The organism is Micromonospora sp. NPDC005174 (assembly GCF_040608495.1).
Lineage (GTDB): Bacteria > Actinomycetota > Actinomycetes > Mycobacteriales > Micromonosporaceae > Micromonospora.
In genome coordinates, this window is sequence record NZ_JBEXIJ010000016.1 from 149,671 (window position 1) to 173,293 (window position 23,623).

General features: G+C 70.9%; 16 protein-coding genes and 1 pseudogene. 9 read left to right on the plus strand and 8 right to left on the minus strand.

Annotated elements, in window-relative coordinates; all coding sequences use genetic code 11:
- Positions 1 to 59 precede the first annotated feature (59 nt).
- From ABZU91_RS19250 to ABZU91_RS19265, 4 genes are read right to left on the minus strand one after another with little or no spacing between them, the layout of a single operon-like run.
- Entirely contained in the window at positions 60 to 662 is a 603-nt protein-coding gene (locus ABZU91_RS19250) for an ATP/GTP-binding protein (protein WP_355241890.1), read from the minus strand.
- Complete coding sequence (locus ABZU91_RS19255) at positions 643 to 1,029, minus strand: DUF742 domain-containing protein (protein WP_355241893.1); 387 nt, start codon at positions 1,027 to 1,029, stop codon at positions 643 to 645. The genes ABZU91_RS19250 and ABZU91_RS19255 overlap by 20 nt, the downstream gene beginning before the upstream one ends.
- Positions 1,019 to 1,441: a roadblock/LC7 domain-containing protein gene (locus tag ABZU91_RS19260; RefSeq protein WP_355241896.1), complete on the minus strand. Its 423-nt coding sequence runs from the start codon at positions 1,439 to 1,441 to the stop codon at positions 1,019 to 1,021. Before ABZU91_RS19260 ends, ABZU91_RS19255 begins: the two co-directional genes overlap by 11 nt.
- A complete protein-coding gene (locus tag ABZU91_RS19265) occupies positions 1,441 to 3,858 on the minus strand; it encodes a nitrate- and nitrite sensing domain-containing protein (RefSeq protein ID WP_355241899.1) in 2,418 nt (805 codons plus the stop codon). Before ABZU91_RS19265 ends, ABZU91_RS19260 begins: the two co-directional genes overlap by 1 nt.
- A gap of 132 nt (positions 3,859 to 3,990) precedes the next feature.
- Here ABZU91_RS19265 and ABZU91_RS19270 point away from each other — a divergent pair, with 132 nt between their 5' ends.
- The 6 genes from ABZU91_RS19270 (at position 3,991) to ABZU91_RS19295 (ending at position 8,744) form a co-directional block, all read left to right on the plus strand.
- The gene (locus tag ABZU91_RS19270; protein WP_355241902.1) at positions 3,991 to 4,164 is read left to right on the plus strand and encodes a hypothetical protein; all 174 of its coding nucleotides are present in this window, start codon (positions 3,991 to 3,993) and stop codon (positions 4,162 to 4,164) included.
- Between the two features lie 114 nt (positions 4,165 to 4,278).
- Complete coding sequence (locus tag ABZU91_RS19275; protein ID WP_355241979.1) at positions 4,279 to 4,878, plus strand: hypothetical protein; 600 nt, start codon at positions 4,279 to 4,281, stop codon at positions 4,876 to 4,878.
- An 11-nt stretch (positions 4,879 to 4,889) separates the two neighbouring features.
- Positions 4,890 to 5,822 (plus strand): hypothetical protein, encoded by a 933-nt coding sequence (locus ABZU91_RS19280; protein ID WP_355241905.1) that lies wholly within the window; start codon positions 4,890 to 4,892, stop codon positions 5,820 to 5,822.
- A 432-nt stretch (positions 5,823 to 6,254) separates the two neighbouring features.
- A complete protein-coding gene (locus ABZU91_RS19285) occupies positions 6,255 to 7,913 on the plus strand; it encodes a sodium:solute symporter family protein (RefSeq protein WP_355241908.1) in 1,659 nt (552 codons plus the stop codon).
- 15 nt (positions 7,914 to 7,928) lie between these two features.
- Positions 7,929 to 8,237 carry a hypothetical protein gene (locus tag ABZU91_RS19290; protein WP_355241911.1) on the plus strand — a complete coding sequence of 103 codons (309 nt, stop codon included), beginning with the start codon at positions 7,929 to 7,931 and terminating at the stop codon, positions 8,235 to 8,237.
- Positions 8,238 to 8,357: 120 nt separating this feature from the next.
- A complete protein-coding gene (locus ABZU91_RS19295) occupies positions 8,358 to 8,744 on the plus strand; it encodes a hypothetical protein (RefSeq protein WP_355241914.1) in 387 nt (128 codons plus the stop codon).
- 127 nt (positions 8,745 to 8,871) lie between these two features.
- Here ABZU91_RS19295 and ABZU91_RS19300 read toward each other — a convergent pair whose 3' ends face one another.
- Complete coding sequence (locus ABZU91_RS19300; RefSeq protein WP_355241917.1) at positions 8,872 to 10,680, minus strand: glycoside hydrolase family 6 protein; 1,809 nt, start codon at positions 10,678 to 10,680, stop codon at positions 8,872 to 8,874.
- Positions 10,681 to 11,259: 579 nt separating this feature from the next.
- Between ABZU91_RS19300 and ABZU91_RS19305 the strand changes: the two genes are divergently transcribed.
- Both ABZU91_RS19305 and ABZU91_RS19310 read left to right on the plus strand, forming a co-directional pair.
- Positions 11,260 to 12,585: a hypothetical protein gene (locus ABZU91_RS19305; RefSeq protein ID WP_355241920.1), complete on the plus strand. Its 1,326-nt coding sequence runs from the start codon at positions 11,260 to 11,262 to the stop codon at positions 12,583 to 12,585.
- Position 12,586: 1 nt separating this feature from the next.
- Complete coding sequence (locus tag ABZU91_RS19310; RefSeq protein ID WP_355241923.1) at positions 12,587 to 13,273, plus strand: class F sortase; 687 nt, start codon at positions 12,587 to 12,589, stop codon at positions 13,271 to 13,273.
- 72 nt (positions 13,274 to 13,345) lie between these two features.
- On the opposite strand, the gene ABZU91_RS19315 is transcribed toward ABZU91_RS19310, so the two are convergent.
- Positions 13,346 to 18,427, minus strand: a complete 5,082-nt coding sequence (locus ABZU91_RS19315) for an NAD-glutamate dehydrogenase (RefSeq protein WP_355241926.1) — start codon at positions 18,425 to 18,427, stop codon at positions 13,346 to 13,348.
- 285 nt (positions 18,428 to 18,712) lie between these two features.
- Here ABZU91_RS19315 and ABZU91_RS19320 point away from each other — a divergent pair, with 285 nt between their 5' ends.
- Complete coding sequence (locus tag ABZU91_RS19320) at positions 18,713 to 20,677, plus strand: penicillin-binding transpeptidase domain-containing protein (protein ID WP_355241929.1); 1,965 nt, start codon at positions 18,713 to 18,715, stop codon at positions 20,675 to 20,677.
- A gap of 697 nt (positions 20,678 to 21,374) precedes the next feature.
- Here the strand turns inward: ABZU91_RS19320 and ABZU91_RS19325 are convergent.
- Positions 21,375 to 22,343, minus strand: a pseudogene (locus ABZU91_RS19325) (arginase family protein); the annotation flags it as partial.
- An 86-nt stretch (positions 22,344 to 22,429) separates the two neighbouring features.
- Positions 22,430 to 23,350: a tetratricopeptide repeat protein gene (locus ABZU91_RS19330; protein ID WP_355241932.1), complete on the minus strand. Its 921-nt coding sequence runs from the start codon at positions 23,348 to 23,350 to the stop codon at positions 22,430 to 22,432.
- Positions 23,351 to 23,623 lie beyond the last annotated feature (273 nt).

Consider the following 23,623-nt stretch of genomic DNA (forward strand, 5'->3'; position numbering starts at 1 on the left):
GCCGACCGGCTAACCGGCTTTCCGACGCCCGGTCGCTCCGCCGGACGCCCGACGACGGCTCAGGTCGCCGGCACCGGCTCGCCGCGCTGCCGGGCCACGTGCTCGACCAGCGAGATCAATACCAGCTTGCCGGACTGCCGGTCCCGGGCGTCGCAGAGCACCATCGGCACGTCCGGGTCCAGGTCGAGCGCTCGGCGTACGGTCTCCAGATCGAAGCGACGGGTGTCCTCGAAACAGTTCACCCCCACCACGAACGGGATGCCACGCTGCTCGAAGTAGTCGATGGAGGGGAAGCAGTCGGCCAGCCGTCGGGTGTCGGCGAGCACCACCGCGCCGAGCGCACCGAAGGCCAGCTCGTCCCAGAGGAACCAGAACCGGTCCTGGCCGGGCGTGCCGAACAGGTACACCTGCAGGTCGTCGTTGATGGTGATCCGGCCGAAGTCCATCGCCACGGTGGTGGTCGTCTTGCCCTCCACCCCCGAGAGGTCGTCGGTGCCGATTCCGGCGTCGGTCAGCACCTCCTCGGTCTGCAACGGCCGGACCTCGCTCAACGCACTCACCAGTGTCGTCTTGCCGGCACCGAAGCCCCCGGCGATGAGGATCTTCAGTGCCAGCGGGACGGTGACAGCTGAGCCCGCATGGTCATAGCGCACGGAGTCCACTGACCACCGCCTTGAGGATGTCGTCGTTCGGAATGTCGCCACCGGTCGGCGGTTCGTGCACCGCGACCAGTCCCTGCGCCAGGAGGTCGCCGAGCAGCACCCGGATCACGCCGACCGCGAGGTCCAGCTCGGCCGCCAGCTCGGCCACCGACACGGGGTGACCGGCCAACGCGACCAGCCGCCGGTGCTCCGGCGGCAACTGCGGGTGGGCCGCAGCGTCGTGGCCCGCGCCGGCCAGCACGAACGCGACCAGGTCGAACCCGGCGGCGGAACGCACCCGACCGCCGGTGAGCGTGTACGGGCGGACCACCGGGCCCGCGTCGCCGTCCAGCCACTCGTGCTGGGGGCCGGGCGGCTCAGTCCGCATCACCGGCATCCGCGGACTGTCGGGCCGACGCGGTCAGGTTCTCCCCCACCCGGATGACAAGCATCGCCATCTCGTACGCGACCAGGCCGATGTCCGCGTCCGCGTCGCTCACCACGGCCAGGCAGGTGCCCTGCCCGGCGGTGGTGACGAAGAGGTACGCCGACTCCATCTCCACCACGGTCTGCCGGACGGGACCGCCGTCCACGTGGTGACTCGCGCCCCGCGCCAGGCTGGAGAAGCCGGCGGCGAGCGCGCAGAGGTGCTCGGCGTCGGAGCGCTCCAACTCGGCCGACGAGCCGAGCAGCAGTCCGTCGGCGGAGAGCACCACCGCCTCCCGGGCGGCCGGTACCCGTTGCACCAGCTCGTCGAGCAACCAGTCGAGGCCGGGGCTCTGCTTCGTCGTTTCCCGCACTAGGCGTCCCTCTCAGTCGCGGTCGGTTCGGAGGCCGTCGGGGGCGCGTCGGCGGCGGGCACCGCATCGGGGGCCACCGTGGGCGCAGCGGCCGGGATCACCGGCGCTGCGGAGGGCGGAGGCGCGGGCGTACCGCGCCGCGCCGTCGTACCCGGGGCGACGACGGTAGCCCGACCTCGGGCGGTACCCGCCTGCAGGGCCGCCATCACCCGGCGTACCTCCTCCGGCGACCGGGGCGACGGCATGTCGGCGGCGGTGGACCGGGTCAGGGCGTTGGGCGTGCGCCGGCGTACCCGGCGGGGCAGCCCATCGAGATCGTCCGCCGTCGCGTCCGAGGACGGCTCGCTGTTCCCGTCCGAACCATCGGACGTCGAGCCGGTGGGCAGGGTCACGGTGGGCGGGTCGCTGGTGACGACCGAGGACGAGTCGGTACGGCCGGCGCGCGGCCGGGGAGCTGTGCCTCGGCGTACGGGTCGGATCAGCCGGCGATCACCCGGCGCGGCCGGCAGCGAGGCCGGATCGGGGCCGGCCGGCGGCTCGGCGGTGACCAGGTCCGTGGGAATCAGCACCACCGCGGTGACGCCGCCGTCCTCGGGGGACCGCAGTCGTACGCGTACGGAGTGCCGCGCCGCCAAGCGGGCCACCACGAACAGGCCGAGGCGGGCACTCTGCGCCGGGTCGAACTCCGGTGAGCTCGTCAGCCGCGTGTTGGCGTTCTCCAGCGCGGCGGCGGACATGCCCAGCCCCTGATCGGTGACCGACAGGACGTACCCCTCGGGGGTCTGCTCACCGCTGATGGTCACCCGGGTGTCCGGCGGGGAGAAGGCGGTGGCGTTCTCGACCAGTTCGGCGAGCAGGTGGATGATGTCGCCGACCGCTCGGCCCAGCACGCCGGCCGACTGCACGGCGGTGAAGTCCACCCGGTCGTACGCCTCGACCTCGCTGATCGCGCCGCGGACCAGGTCGACCATCGCGACCGGGTTGCGCCACCCCCGGCCCGGCGCGGAGCCGGCCAGGATGACCAGGTCCTCGGCGTGCCGGCGGAGCCGGGTGGCCAGGTGGTCCACCTGGAACAGTTCGGCCAACTCGTCCGGGTCCTCGGCGCGTCGCTCCATCCGGTCCAGCAGGTGCAACTGCCGATGCACCAGGCCCTGACTGCGGCGGGCGATGTTGAGGAACACCTCGTTGAGCCCTCGGCGCAGGGTGACCTCGTCCACGGCGGCCTGGACGGCGGTGCGCTGCACCTCGGTGAAGGCCCGCCCGACCTCGCCGATCTCGTCGTGACCGTACTCCAGGGGTGGCGCCTCGCGGGCGACGTCGACCTGCTCGCCGCGACGCAGCCGGGTCACCACGTCGGGCAGTCGGTGCTCGGCCAGTTCCAGGGCGGCGGTACGGACGCCGCTGAGCCGCCGGACCAGGGTGCGGCCGACCCGCAGCGCGACCAGCACCGACACCACCACGGCGACGAGACCGAGAATCCCGGCGGCGGCGAGCCGGACCAGGATCCCGACGGCCATCGGCACCGAGCGGTCGGTGAGGTTGTCGGCCTCGGCCAGCTCGAAGTCGCGCAACTGCTGCTGTACGGCGTCGTGGCTGGCCTGCCACGACGCGGCGTCGACCGGTGGCCGGCCGGACCTGTTGGCCCCGATCAGCGCGTCCTGCATGGCCCGCAGGCTGGTGAAGTCGCGGCTCTCGCTGAGCCGCTGGAACGCGGTGCGGGCGGCCTCGGGCAGGTCGGCCACCGCGCTCTCGGTGAGCCACCGCTGGTTGCCGATGGTCTGTACGAGCAGCGCGTGCTCGGAGTTGGCGAACTTCCCGGCGGTCAGCACCCCGGCCAGCATGGCGTCGGTCTGGCCGAGCAGCTCCCGGGAGCGGCCCAGCGTGGTGAGGGCCAGCGCCTGTCGGTTGATGGCGGGATCGCTCAGATTCGCCATCGCGGAGAATGCCTGGAAGGCCGCCGAGACCATGCCGCTGTAGAGGCCGATGGCGCCCGCCCGGTCCATCATCCCGTCGTCGATGAAGTCCCGCCCCGTCGGCAGCGCCGCCAGAGCGGTGACCAGCCGGTCGACGCGGTCCTGAAGCAGGTCGTCGGCGGCGTCGCGCAACGCCTCCCCCTCGACGCGGCGACGCAGCTCGGCGACCGCCCGGTCCGTACGCTGCCGCTGCTCGGCCAACGCGGGCAGTTCGGTGTCCCCCGCGAGTTGCACCACCGACAGTCGACGCTCGCGTTGCAGCTCGGTCACCACCGCCTCGCCGGGGCGACCCAGGTCGTACAGCAGCGTGCGCGCGGAGAGCAGGTTCAGAGCGGGACCGAAGGTCAACGTCGTCGCGAAGATCCACAGCGCGAGGAGCGCCGTCACGGGCGCGACGACCAACGCGGTCAGCTTCGAGCGGATCGGCCAGTCGCGGGTTCTCATCGGACCTCGCCCGGAAAGGGGTGGCAGGAGGGGCGCCGGCACCGCCGGGCAGCGCGCTCGCCGATCGCGTACCCGGCCGTCGGGCCGGGCACCGGCGCGCGCGCCTTGGGCAGGATACGTAATCACGCCCGGTTGCACTACCGCCGTGGCGGCGACGTCGGTGCTGCGGAGCGCGCTCCCGCCGTTCCGTCGAACGCCGCGCCGCCGCACTTCCCGGGGCGCTGGTGCTGGGCGGGAAGGGATCGGACGTTGCCGGCGATGTCGTACGCCGGCGCACAGCCCACCAACACCGTCTATCTGGAATGAGTCAGGTTTCTGTCAGCTACGGCGACCCGGGACCGCGATCGGCGAGGAAAGTCCCTCGGATCGGGATTGGCGATCAGTACGCGGAGGGAATACCAGATGACGAAGGAGGAGCTTATGTCGCCCACGCAGATAATCGTCATCGTGCTCGTCGTGCTGGTGATCATCGCGGCGATCGCCGTTGCCGTCCGGACGATCGGTCGCCGCCGTGCGCTGCGCAGCCGGTTCGGGCCGGAGTACGACCGGGTGGTCCAGGAGCAGGAGAGCCGGTCCGCCGCGGAGCGCGAGCTACGCGACCGGGAACGCCGGCACGCCGAGCTCACGCTCACCCCGCTCAGCCCGGAATCCCGGGCCCGTTACGCCGCCGCTTGGGAAGAGCTCCAGATCCGCTTCATCGACTCGCCGGGCGAGACCGTGGGCGACGCGGACGAACTGGTCACCCGGCTCATCGAGGAGCGGGGCTACCCGACGGGGGACTTCTCCGACCAGATCGCCCACCTCTCCGTGGAGCACGCCCGCACGCTGACCAACTACCGGGACGCGCACGAGATCCACCTGCGGAACTCCCGGGGCGAGGCGAGCACCGAGGAGCTGCGCCAGGCGGTCGTGCACTACCGGGCGCTCTTCGCCGACCTGCTCGGCGAGGAGCCCGTCGGTCAGCGCACGCCCGAACAGCGTTCCCACCCGGACACTCCGCACGACGCCACGAGCCGCTGAGGAGGCCACCGATGCGCCACGAAGAGCAGCAGGTGAGTAACGACCATCCAGAGGCCGTCCGGTCCGCGCCGGTTCCGGTCCCGCCGTCCGACGACCGGGCCGCCCGCTCCGACGTACCCGAGGACACCCTGGACGACCGCGGCACCTTCGACGATCCGAGGGTTGACGACGAGGGTGGCTTCCACGAGCCGGGCCCGCTGCCGACCGCATTCGGTGCGACAACTGTCGCCGACGCGGTGGCCGCGTCCGCCCTGGCCAGCCCGCGTCCGCAGGACCAGCCCGACCCGCGGGCCGAGCGGACCGCCGCGCCCGGCGACGGCGCCGAGGACGGCGAGCGGGAGGGGTTGCGTGCCGACCCCACCGCCGAACTGCACCGCCGGGACGACTTCGCGGAGGTCGACGGTGACACCACGCCCGAGACCGACCTCGACGTCGAGGACCGACGTACCGTCGTCGTCCCGGGAAGCACGGACGGCGCGCCGGAGCGCCGCAGTGACCTGACCGACTGGGCCGGCGATCCGGACGCGGCGACCGCGGGCGCGGCCGGGTACGGCAGCGCCTCGCCGGAGATGGTCGACCCGGACGCGGACGCCGAACCGGTCGCCACCGAGGGCACCGGCGCCTCGCTGGAGTCGGCCGGCACGTCGCGGCCCGCTGGTTCGACCGTCGCCACCGACGCGGCCACACTCCTCGACGGGGACACCGCGCAGGGCTTCCGGGACCGCTGGCGGGACGTGCAGCTACGTTTCGTCGACGATCCGCAGGCCGCCGCCGGCGAGGCGCAGGCGCTGGTCGAGGAAGCCATCCAGGCTCTCGCCTCGGCGCTGGCCGCGCAGAAGAACACGCTGGGTGGATGGCAGGACACCGGCTCGGCGGACACCGAGCAGCTGCGGATGGCAGTCCGCAACTACCGGGACTTCCTGGACCGCGTCCTGGGTCGTTGACCGACCAAACCCACGGGGCGTCCGGCCGACAACGGCCGGGCGCCCCGTTTCGCGTCCGCGCCGACAAGCTGGGCGCTGGTCGAGCGGGGTGGGTGCCGGCCGGGTGCCAGGCGAGCGCGCCGAGAGCTGGGCGAGCGCGCCGGATGCCGAGCAGCCCCTTTGCTCTGCTTCACCACAGGCAACACCCGGTGTCCGGATAACGGACGCGCGCTGTTTCCTCGGCTGAAGCAGAGCAAAGGGCCCGCACCGAGGCCTCGCACCGCCGCTGCCGCCGCCGCGGCGGCGGCGGCGGCGCCAATGGGGTACGCCACGAAAGACCGCGCGGACGGGCCGGAACCACACGGAACAGACAGGCAGGCGTGAAAGTCTGTCTACGGGGTAATAGGGCGCGCGCATCAAATCTGGTGCCAACGTCGGACGAGGGGTGACGAGATGGACGGTGGCGGCCTCCGGCTCAACATGAACGGGCTGGACTACCTGATTCTCGCGCTGTACTTCGTCACCGTCCTCGGGGTCGGCTTCGCCGCCCGTAGGGCGATCCGGACCAGCGTCGACTTCTTCCTCTCCGGCCGCTCCCTGCCCGCCTGGGTGACCGGCCTCGCGTTCGTCTCCGCGAACCTGGGGGCGCTGGAGATCATCGGCATGGCGGCCAACGGCGCCCAGTACGGCGTCATGACGGTCCACTACTACTGGATCGGCGCGGTGCCGGCGATGGTCTTCCTGGGCATCGTGATGATGCCCTTCTACTACGGGTCGAAGGTCCGCAGCGTGCCCGAGTACCTGCGGCTGCGCTTCAACCGACCGACGCACCTGCTGAACGCGCTCAGCTTCGCCGTCGCCCAGGTGCTGATCGCCGGCGTGAACCTCTACGCGCTGGCCCTGGTCATGCAGGCGCTGCTCGGCTGGCCGCTCTGGACGGCGATCGTGGTCGGGGCGGCGATCGTGCTGGCGTACATCACCATCGGTGGCCTGTCCGGCGCGATCTACAACGAGGTGCTCCAGTTCTTCGTCATCCTGGCCGGCCTCATTCCGGTCACCGTGATCGGTCTGGTCAAGGTCGGCGGGGTCGGCGGGCTGATGGACGCGGTCCGGGACTCGAAGCTCGGCGAGGCGGGTCTGCACGCCTGGCAGGACACCGGCAGCACCGACAACCCGCTCGGCGCGCAGTGGATCGGCATCGTCTTCGGTCTCGGCTTCGTGCTCTCGTTCGGTTACTGGACGACGAACTTCGCCGAGGTGCAGCGGGCGCTGTCGGCGAAGAACATGAGCGCCGCCCGGCGTACGCCGATCATCGCCGCGTACCCGAAGCTGTTCATCCCCCTGGTCACGATCATCCCCGGCCTCGTCGCACTCGTGACGGTGAAGGGGCTCGGCGCGGACAAGGGCGACCTGCAGTACAACAACGCGATTCCGCTGCTCATGCGGGACCTGCTGCCCAACGGCGTCCTCGGGGTAGCGGTCACCGGCCTGCTCGCGTCCTTCATGGCCGGCATGGCGGCCAACGTGAGTGGCTTCAACACCGTCTTCACCTACGACATCTGGCAGTCGTACGTCCGCCGGGATCGATCCGACGAGTACTACCTGCGCATCGGTCGGTGGGCGACGGTCGCCGCCGTGGTGATCGGCATCGGGACGGCGTTCATCGCGTCCGGGTTCAGCAACATCATGAACTACATCCAGGCGCTCTTCTCGCTGTTCAACGCGCCGCTGTTCGCCACGTTCATCATCGGCATGTTCTGGAAGCGGATGAGCGCGCTGGCCGGCTTCTGGTCACTGTTGCTCGGCACCTTGGCGTCGCTGGCAACCTACCTGCTCTACAAGGGCGGCGTGATCGACTTCAACTCCGACCTGGAGGAGAGCTTCTGGGGCGCCGGCATCGCGTTCGTCACCGTGGCGGTGGTCGCCGCGATCCTCACTCCGCTCACGGCCGCCAAGCGCGACGAGGAGCTGCGCGGGCTGGTCTACGGAATGGGCGGCGTCGACCTGAAGGGCGACGTGCTCGCCGGAGACGCCGTCTGGTACCGCTCCCCCGTGCTGCTGGGCGTGATCGCCGTCGCGCTCGCCGCTCTCTTCTACATCCCGGTCTTCTAGGAAAGGAGTCGGCAGATGAGCAACGACGGCCAGCCGGCGCAGGACCCGCTGATCGACGAGACGCAGGCGGAGGAACGCCGCTCCGCCGCCGCCCGCCTGTTCGACATCCGTCGGGTGATCGGTGGCCTCTTCGTGGCGTACGGGGTCATCGTGACGCTGATCGGCGTCTTCGACAGCCGGGCCGAGATCGACAAGGCCGAGGGCGTCCGCATCAACCTGTGGGCCGGGCTCGTGATGCTCGCCTTCGGGCTGCTCATGCTGCTCTGGCAGTGGCTGCGACCAGCCGAGGCGCCGTCCGCGAACGAGCAGCAGTCCGACCACTGAAACAACCCGGTCCGCCGCCGGCGTCGTCCACACGGACGGCGCCGGCGTCGCGCATGGGCGCTCCTGCACCGGGTACGCGAGGGGGGATCAGGCAACCTGTCGGACACAGGAGGCAGCACCATGACCGATCGCGACCGCCGACCGCCGTTGGAGGAGAGCCCGCAGACGGCCGCTGCCGTGGACGACGACAGCACCGTCCTGGAGTTGCGGACCGGGGGCGGCCCCGACAGTGACACGCCGACCTTCACCGAACCCCACGACCGGCCGAAGGACCTCGCCCCGGACACCGACGACCTGATCGGCGACCCGTACGCCGCCGGCACCGGCGCCACCGGAACGGGCACCGGCGCGGGCGGCGACAACATCCGTACCGGCGCCGAGCAGCCCTGGGAGCCGGAGGACCTGGTGATGGCCCGCGGGCAGGACCTCACGCCGGAGAACCTGGAGAAGGCCCGTCGCGACCTGGCCGAGCAGGGTCGTTCGGCGATCGAGCGCACTGTGCCCTGACGCTGGACAAGCACCAAAGGGGGGTCCCCGGCCCGACCGTGATGGTCGGACCGGGGACCCCGGGGAAACCTGCCGCCGGCAGTGCCTCACCTACTGCCGGCGGCGGGTTGGCGCGTGAGCTGTCCGGTCAGAGCGCCGGGTAGGCGTTCTGCATCAGCTCCCGGAACTGGGCCGAGAACCACGCACCGGAGATCGGCGCGTTCGCCAGCGCCCCGGTCGGGTTGTTGCCGTTACGGGCGTTGCCGCCGTACGTCGGGTCGCACATCCGGTCGAAGCCCTTGCCCTCGTTGTTCGGGATCTCCGCGCTGGAGCCGTCCGACTCACCCGGGGGCTTCACCCAGACGTAGGCGTCGATACCCGTGGCCGGGTTCGCCCGAGGCCGCTCGCCGAGACCAGCGCCAGCCTGGTTGCACCAGTTGCCGGCGTGCGCCCGGCGGTCGATCCGGCCACCGTTGACGTACGTGTCGACGCTGGTCGTCGCGCCCGGGCCGGTGGGCCGGTTGGCGCCGCCCCAGCCGTTGCGGGACGTGTCGATCAGCATGCCGATGTTGGAGTTGAAGCCAACCGAGATCAGCTTGGTCCGGAACGCCTGGGCGAAGGACAGCTCGTCGACGTAGTAGTTCCAGTCGACCCACTTGGACTGCCGCACCGTCTGGCCGTTGACGTTGTCGGTGATCTTGAAGTTCGGCTCGACGAGCGCCGAGTAGTTCGCGGTGTTGGTGATGAAGCCGTGCACGTTGTTGACCGTGCTGCCGGAGGCGACGGCGGCGGTCTTCAGGATGTCGGCGGTCGGGCCGAAGTTGCTGTCCCAACCGAGCCAGCCGTGGTGCCCGGCGTCGATGTAGTTGTAGACGTTGCCGATCGCGCCCAGCTTGGCGAGGGCGTAACCGACGCCGTTGACGTACGCGCCGTTGGCCTTGACCGTGTCACACATGACCGTGCCGCCGGCCTGGCCGGACGTGTTGGTCACGAGGTTCGGCAGCGAGTCGATCTCGATGACGTTGATGATCCTGATGTTCCGGTACTTCGAGTCGCTCTGGATCGCGGCGATCGGGTCGATGTACTCGGACTTGTAGCGGGGCAGCTCGTCCGGGCCCAGCTCGCCGTTCGAGGCGAGCGCGGAGCAGTCGCGGCCGGGCAGGTTGTAGATCACGAACTGGATGTAACCGGCACCCTGACGCAGCGCCTCGTCCAGGTGGTCCTTCACTCCGAAGGCACCGTTGGAGCTGCTGTTCGGCGTGCCGTTGATCGCGGCGATCCGGTCCAGCCAGACGGCGGTGGGATTGTTCGAGACGCGGCTACCGCCGGGCTCGGCGTCCGCCTTGGCCTTCCACTCCGGGTTCACGTATCCGGGCACACCGGCGTACGGGTTGTCGACCTTGGTCCCGGGGGGCGGGGTGGTCGGCGGCGGCCCCGTGGTGGGCGGAGGCGTCGTGGGCGGAGGCGTGGTGGGCGGAGGCGTCGTCGGCGGGGGCGTGGTGGGCGGCGGGGTGGTCGGGTTGCCGGTGCCACCGTTGCAGACCACACCGTTCAGGGTGAACGAGGTCGGCTTCGGGTTGCTGCCGCTCCACGCGCCGTTGAACCCGAGAGTCGTCGAAGCGCCCGTCGCGAGGGTGCCGTTGTACGACATGCTGCGCGCGGTGACCTGGCTGCCGGACTGGGTGAAGGTGGCCGACCAGCCCTGCTGCACGCGCTGGCTGGAGTTGGGGAAGGTCCAGCCGAGCGTCCAGCCGTTGACCGGGTCGCCGAGGTTCTTGATGGTGATGTTGGCAGTGAAGCCGCCCTGCCAGTCGTTGGTCGCGTACGCGATGTCGCACTGCGTCGCGGCCTGCGCCGCGGTAACCGGGATTGTCACCAGCCCGCCGGCGACCAGAACGCCCGCGCCGGCGAGCGCTAGGGTCCGGCGTGGGCCGGACAGCCTTCTCCACACATTCATGCCACTGATCTCCTTGGGCGAGACCGGGCTCGCGTACGGCCCGGCGAGACGGCCCGGCGGGCGTCCTGCACGGACGGCCTCCGGCGCCACGGGATTCATTGGGGGGTGCCCGACCCGGACGGGCGGTGGTGGTGGTGGTGGTGGTGGTGATTGGCCGGCGTGTGGCCGACCGCTTGGCGGCCGGTTGTCGTCCGGCTAACCGGATGCCCTCGACGCCCTGCCTGCGCGGTGTGGCTCCCCGAACCGCGTGCGCCGATTCTTGCATGGGAGCGCTTCCATGGCAATGCCTCGATGCGCGACCCGCCCTCAACTCGGACGATACCCCCGAGTGACGCGAGCGGCACAGATCGCCGGCTACGGACGTGCGTGGGCGGTAGCGCGCTGCGTGTCAGCAACAGGCCGGTCGGCCCGGGCGGGCGAGGAGCACCCGGGGTGGCAGTGCGAGCGGTGAAAGCCACGTATCACTCCTTTGACGCTTACTATCAGCAAAGGTCGAAACGCGAATCTTTCCCTTCATAGGTCATGAAAACGTCTAACGTCGGTCTTAGCTCGGTTGTCGCCGAGCTCAGGACAACAGGGATGGAGTTGACGCAGGTCATGGCTAAGAAGATGCTCGGGAAGGTCGTTGCGGGCGCCGCCCTCGGTGGCGCGTCGCTCCTGGTGTTTGCGCCGGGGATCGCGTTCGCTGACGGGCACCACGACGAGGACGGCAAGGTCTACGCCAAGCCGCACGTCGTGAAGGCTGGCGACGAGGTCAAGCTCCTCGAGATCTGCCCGGATCGGCAGGAGCACGCGTACGTGTGGTCCAAGGTCACCGGCAAGGTCAAGCTCAAGCCGGCGCGGGACGACCGGGGTGAGGACCGCGGCGAGTGGAGCGAGGAGGAGGACTCCTACGACCACGACGACAAGGGCAAGGACGAGCACGGCAAGGACGACGACAAGGGCAAGGACGAGCACGGCAAGGACGACGACAAGGGCAAGGACGACAAGGGCAAGGACCACGAGGGCAAGGACGGCGACAAGGGCAAGGACGGCGACAAGGGCGACAACGGCGACGACAAGTCGCAGCCGCCCGCCGACGCCCAGCCCGGTGGCCAGGGCGGCGGCGCTGCCGCCGACGCCTACGAGGACGAGGACAGCAAGGACTGGAAGGGCGAGGAGCACGGCCAGGACGCGGATGACAGCCGCGACAAGAAGGACTGGGAGTCCAAGGACGAAGGCAAGAAGGACTGGGAGTCCAAGGACGAGGACAAGAAGGACTGGGAGTCCAAGGACGAGGACAAGAAGGACTGGGAGTCCAAGGGCCACGAGTACGGCTCGGACGACGAGTACGGCTCCGACGACGAGTACGGCTCCGACGACGAGTACGGCTCGGACAAGAGCTGGGAGTCCAAGGGCCACGAGTCCAAGGGCCACGAATACGGCTCCGACGACGAGTACGGCTCGGACAAGGGCCACGAGTACGGCTCGGACGACGAGTACGGCTCCGACGACGAGTACGGCTCGGACAAGAGCTGGGAGTCCAAGGGCCACGAGTCCAAGGGCCACGAGTCCGGCTCGGACGACGAGTACGGCTCCGACAAGGGCCGGGACTCCGAGGACCGCGAGTACGGCTCCGACCACGGCCGTGGCGGGGACAGCCGGGACGACGAGCGCGAGTTCGTGTACTACGGCGAGGCCAAGGTCGACAAGGACGCCAAGCCGGGTCGCTACGAGCTCAAGGGCTCGTGCGGCGAAGGCGAACTGGTCGTCCTGCCCCACGGTGGTGTCGACGGTGGTGACGGCGGCGCCAGCACCGGCACCGACCGTGGCCTGGCCACCGGTGGCGCGAGCCTGCTCGGCGCTGCCGCGCTCGGCGGGATCGTGCTGATGCGTCGTCGGCGGACCGATGGTTCGCTCGTCTGACGTGACGACGACACGGGCCGGCGGCCGTCACGGGAGACCGTGGCGTGCCGCCGGCGCGGCCGTCGTCGTCACCCTTGCCATGATCGGCGCCGGCATGATCGGCGCCTCGTTGCAGACTTCGCCCGCTCCCCGACCCCCGCAGCCGCTGGCCCAGGCCGGTCCCCAGGTCACCGGTCCGGCGGTCGCCGACAGCGACGTCCCATCCGTCGACGGGGCAGCCCCGGCAGGGCTCACCCGATCCGCCCCGACCACCATCGAGATCCCCCGGATCGGCGTCGACGCGACGATCATGTCGCTCGGCACCAACCCGGACGGCACCGTCCAGGTCCCCCCGCTGGAGCAGGCCGACCAGGCTGGTTGGTACGAGCCGGGGGCGAGCCCCGGTGAGACCGGTAACGCGGTCATCGTCGGGCACGTGGACTCGGCGAAGCTCGGCCCGGCCGTCTTCTTCGACCTCGGCTCGCTCGTGCCCGGTGACACGATCACCGTGCGGCGGGCGGACGGTCAGCCGGCGACGTTCCGGGTCGACTCGGTGAAGTCGTACCCGAAGACGTCCTTTCCCACCGAGTTGGTGTACGGGCCGAACGACCGGCCCGGGCTGCGGGTGGTGACGTGCGGCGGCCAGTTCGACGAGACCGTGCGCAGCTACCGCGACAACGTGGTCGTCTTCGCCACTCTGGCGGCGTGACCCGGCGTACACGAAAAGGTCCGGCCGGTCGGGGGGTGACCCGACCGGCCGGACCGTGTCCGGCGTAGCGACTCAGGCGGCGGCCGAGGTCCGCACCAGGGTGCGGATCTGGCGCAGCAGCACGGACAGCGCGGCGAGGTCCGCCCGCGACTCGTCGAACTCCCCCATCGCCCGCTGGGCCCGGTGGATCGACGTCGCGTTGGACTGTTCCCACTGCTGCACCCGCTCGTGCGGCGGCAACTCCTCCGGAGTGGAGTCGAGCACCTCCGCGGTGAGCGCCGCCAACGCCGCGTACAGGTCGTAGCGCAGCGCCATCCGCGCGAGGGTCTGCCAGCGGTCCTCACGCGGCAGCAGGGAGATCTTCGACAGCAGCGAGTCCACCCGGAACAGGTCGGAGAGCACGAAGTAGACCGAGGCCACCTCGCCGACGTCCCGCCCGCTGCGGGTCGCGGTCTCGACCACGTCCAACAGGCCGAAGCTGTACATCAGCCGGGTCGCCCGCTCCGCCAGGTCGCGGGGCAGCCCACGCCCGGTCATCGAGTCGATGTGCGCCACGATGCCCTGCCGCTCGCTGCCGTAGAACAGCTCCTCCATCCCCGGCAGCAGCCGAGCCACCCCGTCCCGCAGGCGGGCGATCTCGGTCGGCACGTCGATCGGCGAACGCCGGTTGGTGACCAGCCAGCGCACCGCACGGTCGAGCAGCCGACGGGTGTCCAGGTAGACGCTGGTCTGCAACTCCGGAGACACCTTGTTGTCCAGCGCCTCCACCGCGTCCCACAGGTCACGCAGCCCGAACACCTCGCGGACCACCACGTACGCCCGGATCACGTCCGCGGCGCTGGCCGCGGTCTCCTCGACGACCCGGAAGACGAACGAGATGCCGCCCCGGTTGATCGCCTCGTTGACCAGCACGGTGGTCACGATGTCGCGGCGCAGTCGGTGCCGGCCCATCCGGTCGGCGAACCGCTCGCGCATCGGCGTCGGGAAGTAGTTGACCAGGACCTCGGACGTCCACTCCTCGTCGGCCAGCCCGTCGGTGAGGATCTCCCGTTCAAGGACGATCTTCACGTACGCGAGCAGTACCGCGAACTCCGGCGCGGTGAGGCCCGACTCGCTGCGGACCGCCAGTTCCTCGTCCGGCGGTAGCGCCTCCAGCGACCTGTCCAACGCGCCGGACCGCTCCAACTCGTTGATCATCCGACGGTGCACCGGGAGCAGCGACGCGGCCTGGGCCTGGGCGTTGTTGATCGCCCGAGCCTGGTCGTAGTTGTCCCGCAGCACCAGCTCGGCGACCTCGTCGGTCATCGTGGCCAGCAGCTCGTCCCGGTCGGCCGTGGTCAACTCGCCGTCGGCCACCGCGGTGTTCAGCAGGATCTTGATGTTCACCTCGTGGTCGGAGGTGTCCACACCTGCCGCGTTGTCGATGAAGTCCGAGAAGATCCGGCCACCGGTCAACGCGTACTCGATCCGGCCGAGCTGGGTCCAGCCCAGGTTGCCGCCCTCGCCCGCCACCCGGCAGCGCAGGTTGCGCCCGTCCACCCGGATCGCGTCGTTGGACTTGTCGCCCACCTCGGCGTTGGTCTGGGTGGACGCCTTGACGTACGTGCCGATGCCGCCGTTCCAGAACAGGTCCACCGGAGCGGTGACGATCGCCTTCATCAACTCCTGCGGCGACAGCTGCGTCACGTCGTCGTCGAGGCCGATCGCCGCCCGGACCTGCGGCGTGAGCGGGATCGACTTCGCGGTACGCGGGAAGATGCCACCCCCGGCCGAGATCAGCTCCGGGTTGTAGTCCTCCCAGGAGGATCGGGGCAGGTCGAACAGCCGCCGACGCTCCGCGTACGAGGTCGCTGCGTCCGGGTCGGGGTCGAGGAAGATGTGCCGGTGGTCGAACGCGGCCACCAACCGGATGTGCTCGGAGAGCAGCATCCCGTTGCCGAACACGTCGCCGGACATGTCCCCGACGCCCACCACCGTGAAGTCCTGGGTCTGGGTGTCCAGGCCCAGCTCCCGGAAGTGCCGCTTCACGGACTCCCAGGCGCCCCGGGCGGTGATGCCCATCTTCTTGTGGTCGTACCCGGCCGAACCACCGGAGGCGAACGCGTCGCCCATCCAGAAGTTGTGCGCCACGGAGATCTCGTTGGCGATGTCGGAGAACGTGGCGGTGCCCTTGTCCGCGGCGACCACCAGGTACGGGTCGTCGCCGTCGTGCCGGACCACGTCGTCGGGCGGCACGATCTGCCCGCTGACGATGTTGTCGGTGACGTCCAGCATCGCGCCGACGAACTCCTGGTAGCAGGCGACCGCCTCGTCCCGGTCCCCCGGCTTCTGCTTCAGCACGAAGCCGCCCTTGGCACCCACCGGCACGATGACCGTGTTCTTTACCATCTGCGCCTTGACCAGGCCGAGCACCTCGGTCCGGAAGTCCTCCCGACGGTCGGACCAGCGCAACCCGCCCCGGGCCACCGGCCCGAACCGCAGGTGCACGCCCTCGAACCGGGGCGAGTAGACGAAGATCTCGAACTTGGGGCGGGGCGCCGGCAGGTCCGGGATGGCCTGCGGGTCCAGCTTGAACGCCACGTACGCCTTCGGCCGCCCGCCGACCGGCTTCTGGTAGAAGCTGGTCCGCAGGGTCGCCTCGATCAACGTGAGGTACGAACGCAGGATGCGATCCTGGTCGAGGCTGGCCACGTCGTCCAGCGCGCCCCGGATCGTCTCCACCAGTTCGCCGCTGCGCTGCTGCCGCTGCTCGGCAGTCAGCTCACCCGGCGCGAACCGCGTCTCGAACAGCTCCACCAACAGGCTGGCGAGCTTCGGGTACGCGATGAAGGTCTGCTCCATGTAGTCCTGCGAGAAGACCGTGCCGGCCTGCCGCAGGTACTTGGCGTACGCCCGCAGCACCACCACCTGCCGCCAGGTGAGACCGGCGCGCAGCACCAGCTCGTTGAACCGGTCCACCTCGGCCTCGCCGCGCCAGGCCGCCGCGAACGCGTTCTCCACGTGCGGGCGTACCTCGGCCAGCTCGTGGTGCCCCTCGGGCAGCATCAGGCCGAAGTCGTACAGGTAGACCCGACCGTCGATCCGGTCCACCTCGTACGGGTGCTCGTCGACCACCCGTACGCCGAGCGAGTGCAGCACGGGCAGCACGGCGGAGAGCATCATCGGCTCGCCGTACCGGTAGACCTTGAACCGCACGTTCATCTCGTCGGCCAGGTCGGCGCCGGGCACGCGGGTGCCCGGCCGGGGCGCGAGCTGCTTGCGGAACAGGTGCATCTCGAGCTGGCCGGGCTCCTCCAGCAGCTCCAGCTTGGCCAGGTCCTTCATCGCCTCGTACGGCGTGTGCCCGTCCTTGTAGCCCTCCGGGAACGCGTCGGCGTACCGGGCGAACAGGTGCTTGGCCTGCTCGTCGCCGAGCTTGCGCTCCAGCACCAGCCGGTAGTCGTCGTCCCAGAGTCGGGTGGCGTCGGCCAGTTCCTCGGCCAGCAGGTCGGCGTCGATCTCACCGGGCGGCCGGGTCGGGTCGGTACGGACGATGTAGTGGATCCGGGCGAGCATCGACTCGGTGACCCGGGTCGTGTAGTCCACCCCGACGCCGTTCAGCTCCCGCAGCAGGATCTCCTGCATGCGCAGCCGGTTCTGCGTCGTGAACCGGTCGCGGGGAAGGTAGATCAGGCAGGAGATGAACCGCCCGTACGCGTCGCGCCGCAGGAACACCCGCAGCTGCCGCCGGCCCGCCATCCGCAGCACACCGACCACCGCGTGGTACAGGTCGTCGGTCTTGATCTGGAACAGCTCGTCACGCGGATAGGTCTCCAGGATCTGGAGCAGGTCCTTGCCGGAGTGGCTGCGCCGACTCAGTCCGGAGCGGTCGAGGACCTCGGCGACCTTGCGGCGCACCACCGGCAGCTCCCGGACGCTGGTCCGGTACGCGGCGGTGGAGAACAGGCCCAGGAAGCGCCGCTCACCGATGACCTCGCCGAACTCGTTGAAGATCTTGAAGCCGATGTAGTCCAGGTACGCCGAACGGTGCACGGTGGCCCGTGAGTTGGCCTTGGTGATGATGAGAAGGCGCTTCTCCAGCACCTTCTCGTGCGCTTCGGACGTCATCGACGACAGCGACCGGGCGTCCGGTGAGTCCGAGCGCAGGATGCCCAGCCCGGTGCCGAGCACCGCTTCGAGGGCCTTGCCGTCCACCGGGTCGGAGGGGGTCCCGTCCCGGGCGTCCACCAGGCGGTACTCGCGGTAACCGAGGAACGTGAAGTGGTCGTGCGCGAGCCAGCGCAGCAGCTCCACCGAGTCGGTGATGTCCTTCTCCGGCACCGGCGGGCGGTTGTCCGAGGTGCGGGCCGAGGCCAGCTCGTCGGCGAGCGCGAGGGCCCGCTGGCGCATCTTCGGCCAGTCCTCCACGGCCTCCCGTACGTCGGTCAGCACCCGTTGCAGCTCACCGACCAACCGCTCCCGCTCGGTCGCGTCCCGGACCGGGTCGATCTCGATCCGCATCCAGCTCTCGACGATGTCGCCGGCGATCGCGTCGTCCGGTTCCACATCCGCCGAGACCTCGGTGAGACGGCCCAACGGCTCGCGCCGGACCACCACCAGCGGATGCACCAGCAGGTGGACGTCCAGGTGGTACGAGTTGAGAAGCGCGGTCACCGAGTCGACCAGGAACGGCATGTCGTCGGTGACGATCTCGACAACCGTGTGGTGCTGGTCGGCGTGCGGCTCGTGGATGCGGAGCTTCAACTCGCCGGGCACCCGCTGCTGCGCGAGGTCCCGGTGCGCCCGGGCCGCGTCGAGCATCTCCTCCGCCGTGAACCCGACCAGCTCCTCGTCCGGGGCGAACCGCCAGAAGCGGCCGACCAGGGTCGCCGCGTCGTGGTCGTCCCCGGCGAGCGCGACGGCCTGGGCCACCAGCCGCTCCGCGTTGGGGACGGGCTCGTCGAGCTCGGCGTCCTCCACGTCGTCTGCCAACGCCTCGGTCGGCAGACCCAGATCGTAGATGGTGTCGATGCTCGACCCGGTCAGCCCTGTGACGCCCGTGTCGAGCCGGCCGTAGCCGTCCCCGTCGGTCGCCGAATCGAAGCTGTCGTCGTCCCGGCCGGTGTCATCCTGCCGGAGGTCGGGTTCCGGTTTGATCGCCGGACGCCGGTCCATCGGTGCCACTCCCCTCGACCCACCGCGTTGTGGGTCACTCTGCCGCCCAGCCTAGGCCTGCCGGGTGCCGCCTCCGTCAGCGGACCGCTAGCCGGACGTCGGATCGGGACTTCGTCCTTTCACCCGTTGCGGGTCCGAGGTTGGCCGGTTGCGGGTTACCCCGCCGCGCGATGTTCATCACACCGGCTCGGTCCGTCTTTCCGTACGTAGAGGGCTTCACGGGACGTTGCGGACAGCGTTCGCGTACTACCGTGCAGAGCAGCGCGAGATCGGAAGGACCGCTTCATGACCTTGTTCTACCCCCACCCCCATCGGCCGAACCGCAGACGGCGGTTAGCCGCGCTCACCGCGTCCCTGCTCACCGCCGGTGTCCTGGCGGCGTGCTCCGGCGACGACGGGCCGGACAAGACCGCGGACGCCTTCCTCGCCGGCTGGCGCAGCGGCGACCTGCAGGCGGTCGCAATGGTCGACACGACCGGCGCCAAGGTGCCGGCGGCCGAGGTGAGCAAGGAGATCAAGGAGCTGTCCGGCGAGCTGGCAGCCACCCCGCCCGCGCTGACTCGGCAGGGCGAGCCGAAGATCACCAAGAACATCGCGACCACCACCGTCCGGGTGGACTGGTCGCTGCCGGGCCAGACCCATTGGACGTACGACCGGGAGCTACGGCTCGTCCAGGGCGACGACGACCAGTGGCAGGTGATGTGGGAGCCGCGGGTGCTCCACGAGAAGCTCGTCAAGGGCGACCGGTTGGGGCTCCGCCGCGACACCGGCCCCCGGGCCGGTGTGCTGGACGGGGCCGGCAAGCCGATCGTGTCGCCGCGCCCGGTGGTGCGGGTGGGCGTGCAGCCCAGTGAGGTCACCGACATCAACAAGCTGGTCAAGGACCTCGACGCTGCCTTGAAGGCGATCCGTCCGGTGCTGGTGCCCGGCGTCGACCTGGCCGATCTGCCCAAGCGGGTCGCCGAGTCGGATCCGAGTGCCTTCGTCGAGGTGGTGACCCTGCGCGAGGACGCGTACAAGCAGATCAAACCCCGCATCTACGACCTGCCCGGCACCAAGTTCGTCTCCGAGAAGCTCGACCTGGCGCCGACGCGGGAGTTCGCCCGCGCCCTGCTCGGTAGCGTCGACCAGGCGCAGGCCGACGACCTCGCCGCCCACCCCGACAGGTACGTCGCCGGCGACCTGGTCGGGCACGGCGGTTTGCAGGGTCGCTACGACGAGCGGCTGCGCGGCGCACCTGGGCTGACCGTCCTGGTCGAGCGGCCCGCCGAGGACGGCAAGCTGGCGCCCACCGGCACCGAGCTGTTCCGCCGCGAGCCGCAACCCGGCCAGGCGCTGAAGACCACCCTGGACGTGGCCACCCAGAACGCGGCCGACGGGGCACTGCGCGCGGAGTCGCACCGCGCCGCGCTGGTCGCGGTACGCGTCAGCGACGGCGCGGTGCTCGCCGCCGCGAACGGCCCCGGCTCGGCCGGCGAGAACCTGGCCTTCACCGCGCAGGTGCCGCCGGGCTCGACGTTCAAGATGGTCAGCGCGTTGGGCCTGCTGGACCGGGGCGCGGTCACCCTGAACGGCCCGGTTGAGTGCAAGAAGACCTTCACCGTCGACGGTCGGTCCTTCAAGAACTCGAACAACTTCGAGCTGGGCTCCGTGCCGTTCCGCACCGACTTCGCGAAGTCCTGCAACACGGCCTTCGCCTCGCTGGCTCCGAAGCTCGGTGGTGACGGTCTGGCCGCCGCCGGCCGCTCGCTGGGGCTGGAGGGGCAGTGGGATCTCGGAGTGGACGCGTTCACCGGCAAGGTGTCGACCGGCGGCAGCCCGGCCGAGCAGGCCGCCGCGTCGTTCGGCCAGGGCACCACCCTGGTCAGCCCCCTGGCCATGGCCGGCGCCACGGCGGCCGTCGCCCGGGGCGCCTTCATCCAGCCGAAGCTGCTGGTCGACCCTGCGCCGGCGAAGCCGGCCGCAACCGACGGACCACTCAAGCCGCAGTCGATCGAGGCACTGCGCACGATGATGCGTGAGGTGGTCACCACCGGTACGGCCACCGCGCTCAAGGACGTCCCGGGCGGCGCGGTGTACGGCAAGACCGGCACCGCCGAGTTCGACGACAACCCGGCGCACACGCACGCGTGGATCGTGGGCTGGCGGGGCGATGTCGCGTTCGCCGTGTTCGTGGAGAAGGGCGGCTCCAGCACCGATACGGCCGTCCCGATCGCGGAACGCTTCCTCCGCGCCCTCCCGACCTCCTGACCCCACACCCCCTCCCCCGTCCTCGTCGCCCTCTCCCGTCCTCGTCGATCAAGAAGTTTGCGTCAAGATTCCGCTCGAATCTGACGCGAACTTCTTGATCACCGAGTTGAGCGGGGGCCCGGGGGGGCGGGGCCGGGGGCTGGGGTTAGGCGGTGTCGGTTTCGGGGTGGTCGGTGGTGGTTGTTGATCGGCGTAGTCGGCCTGGGCCGGCTGCGGCGGGCGGGCCGACGGGTTCGACGGCGCTCAGGCCGACATCCGGCTCTGCATCGGCCGCCTCGGGACGACGACCCGGCTCCGGATGACCTGCTGACCCAAGGCCGTCAGCCGGCTCCGGACGATCTGCCGGGCCGAGACCGCCGGCCGGCCCGAGACCACCAGCCGGCTCCGGATGACCTGCTGGCCCGAGACCACCAGCCGGGCCGAGACCGCCAGCTAGGCCGAGACCACCGGCCGGGCCGAGACCGGCAGTCGGCTCAAGACCACCGGCAGGCTCCGAGAAGCCGGCACTGCCAGCCGAAACCGGGTGGGCCGGGGCGAGCGTGTCGAGCGGTATCGCGCCCGCGACCTCGGTGCCGTTCTGCCCCGCCGGCCGCTCGCCGGCAGACACGGTCCGGCCCTCCGGCCTGCTCGGGCGGGCGTCGTCGGTGGGCTCGGGATCGTCGGCGTGCTCGGGGTCGAGCGTGGGCCGGCTGCTGCCGCGGCGCGGGGCGGGCGTGGGCCGGGGCGACAGCAGCCGTGGCGGCATCGCCTCCGGGGCGCTGACGGGGGCCAGACCGGCGACCACGGTGTTGACGATCTCGGCGGCGTACGAGCCGTCCGGGTCGTAGTCGGGGTCGAAGACTGTCAGCTCGACACCGAGGCAGTGTGGGGTGTCGACCAGGCCGGCGAGCAGGATCTCCAGCTCGGCGAAGGCGATGCCACCCGGGTCGGGAGCGTCCACGGCCGGCATCACCGCGGGGTCGAGCACGTCGACGTCGATGTGCACCCAGTAGCCCGCGCAGTCGGCGAGCTGTTCGTGCGCCCACTGGGCCGTACGGGCGGCGCCCTCGGCGCGCAGCGCCGGCACCGGCCGGGTGGTGATCCCCGCAGCCTGGAGGTCGAGGCGGTACTCGTCCTGTGCGCGGATGCCGAGCACCACCACGTCGATGTCGCGGAAGTAGGGCCGGCGGCCCTCCAACGCGGCCAGGTCGGCCTGCCCGCGCCCGGTGACCAGGGCCAGGTCCTCCCCGGCGGCCGCCCCGACGTAGGAGGCGTTGCCGGGGTGCCGGAAGTCGGAGTGCCCGTCGACGAAGACCAGCCCGATCCGCCCGCCGACCGCCTCGCCGAGGCGGTGCATGGCGAGCGCGGAGCCGAGCAGCACGGAACAGTCGCCGCCCAGCACCACCGGGAACTCGCCACGGTCGATGATCGAGCCGATCCGCTCGGCGAGCGCGAGCGAGTAGTCGGCGATCTCCCGGGCGTGGCACACACCGTCGCCGGGCCGCCAGTCACCGGGGTCGTACCGGGGTGCGGTGAGGCAGCCGGCGTCGCGGGCCCGCAGCCGGGCCAGCAGGTCGTGGTCGCGCAGCGCGCCGGGCGCCTTGGCGCAGCCCGGCACGGAGGTGGACGTCGGTGGCCGTAGGCCGAGATTTGTCGGCGCGTCGAGGACGGCTATCCGGCGCATCATGAGCTCCCGTCCCCGGTGGTCGAGCGGGCCGGCGAACACGCCGGCCCGCGCTGGCGTACTACGAACTCACAATCGTGCCGCTGCTCTCAGAACAGGGCGCTGGCCAGGGCCCGACGGGCCGAGGCGACCGCCGGGTCGTCCGGACCGGCGATGGAGAAGAGCGATACCAGGTGCTGGCGAACCGTCTCGCGGTCCTCGCCGGCGGTGCGCCGGACCAGCCCGACGAGCCGGGCGTACGCCTGCTCGGCCAGGCCACTGAGCACCTCGATGTCGGCGGCCAGCAACTGGGCCGCGACGTCGTCGGGGGCGCTCTCGGCGGCGGCCAGCGCGGTGGCCGGGTCGGCGCCCGCCACCCGCCGTGCCACGCCGACCTGGGCGAGGCCCGCCGTGGCCGCGGCGTCCGCGGGGGCGTCGGCGAGGATCTTGCGGTACGCCTGCTCGGCGGCGTCCAGGTCACCGCTCATGAGCGCGTCGTCCGCCTCGTCGAGGCGCGGGTCCTCCGGTTCGGCGACGGCCACGCCGCCGGCCTTGAGTACGGCCTGGATCCACTGGCGGAGCTGCGCCTCGGGCACCACACCGGAGAAGGCGTCGATCGGCTGGCCGCCGACGACCGCGTAGACCATCGGGACGCCCTGGACGCGGAACATCTGGGCGATCCGCGGGTTCTCCTGCACGTCGACCCGGGCCAGCACCCAGGTGCCGCCGCTCTCGGCGGCCAGCCGCTCGAGCACCGGGGCGAAGTCGTCGCTCTCGGGGAACCCGGCCGCGCCGAAGAAGACGATGACGGGCAGGGCCATCGACTGCTCGAGCACCGCGGACTGGATGGTCGCCTCGGTGACGTCGACGATGGCGGCGTTGCCGGCGGTCGGCGCGCCCGGCGCGCCGGCGGACGGGCCGCCCTGCGGGGGTGTGCCGGGGCGGGTACTGGCTGGTGCGGGGCCACGCAGCGTGCTGAGGTCGACCGCGCCGCGGGTGAAGATCGACGAGGTGATCCGTGGGTCGCTCATGGTTACCTAGTCTCGCACGCGACCCCGGATTCCCGGCTCACCCACAACTCCGACGTTGCAACTCTCACGCCCATCGGACAACGCGAAACGGCCCCCCATCCCCCACCCCGCCGATCTTGCACTTTCGGTTGCCGCTACGTCACCTTCGCGGCTTATGCCGCGACAGAAACCGCAAGATCGACGGGGGGGGTGGCGGCGACACCCCGGGACCGGGCGGCGCGGGTCGTCGGCACGGTCGCGGCGGCGCTGACCCTGCTGGCGACCGTGGCACTG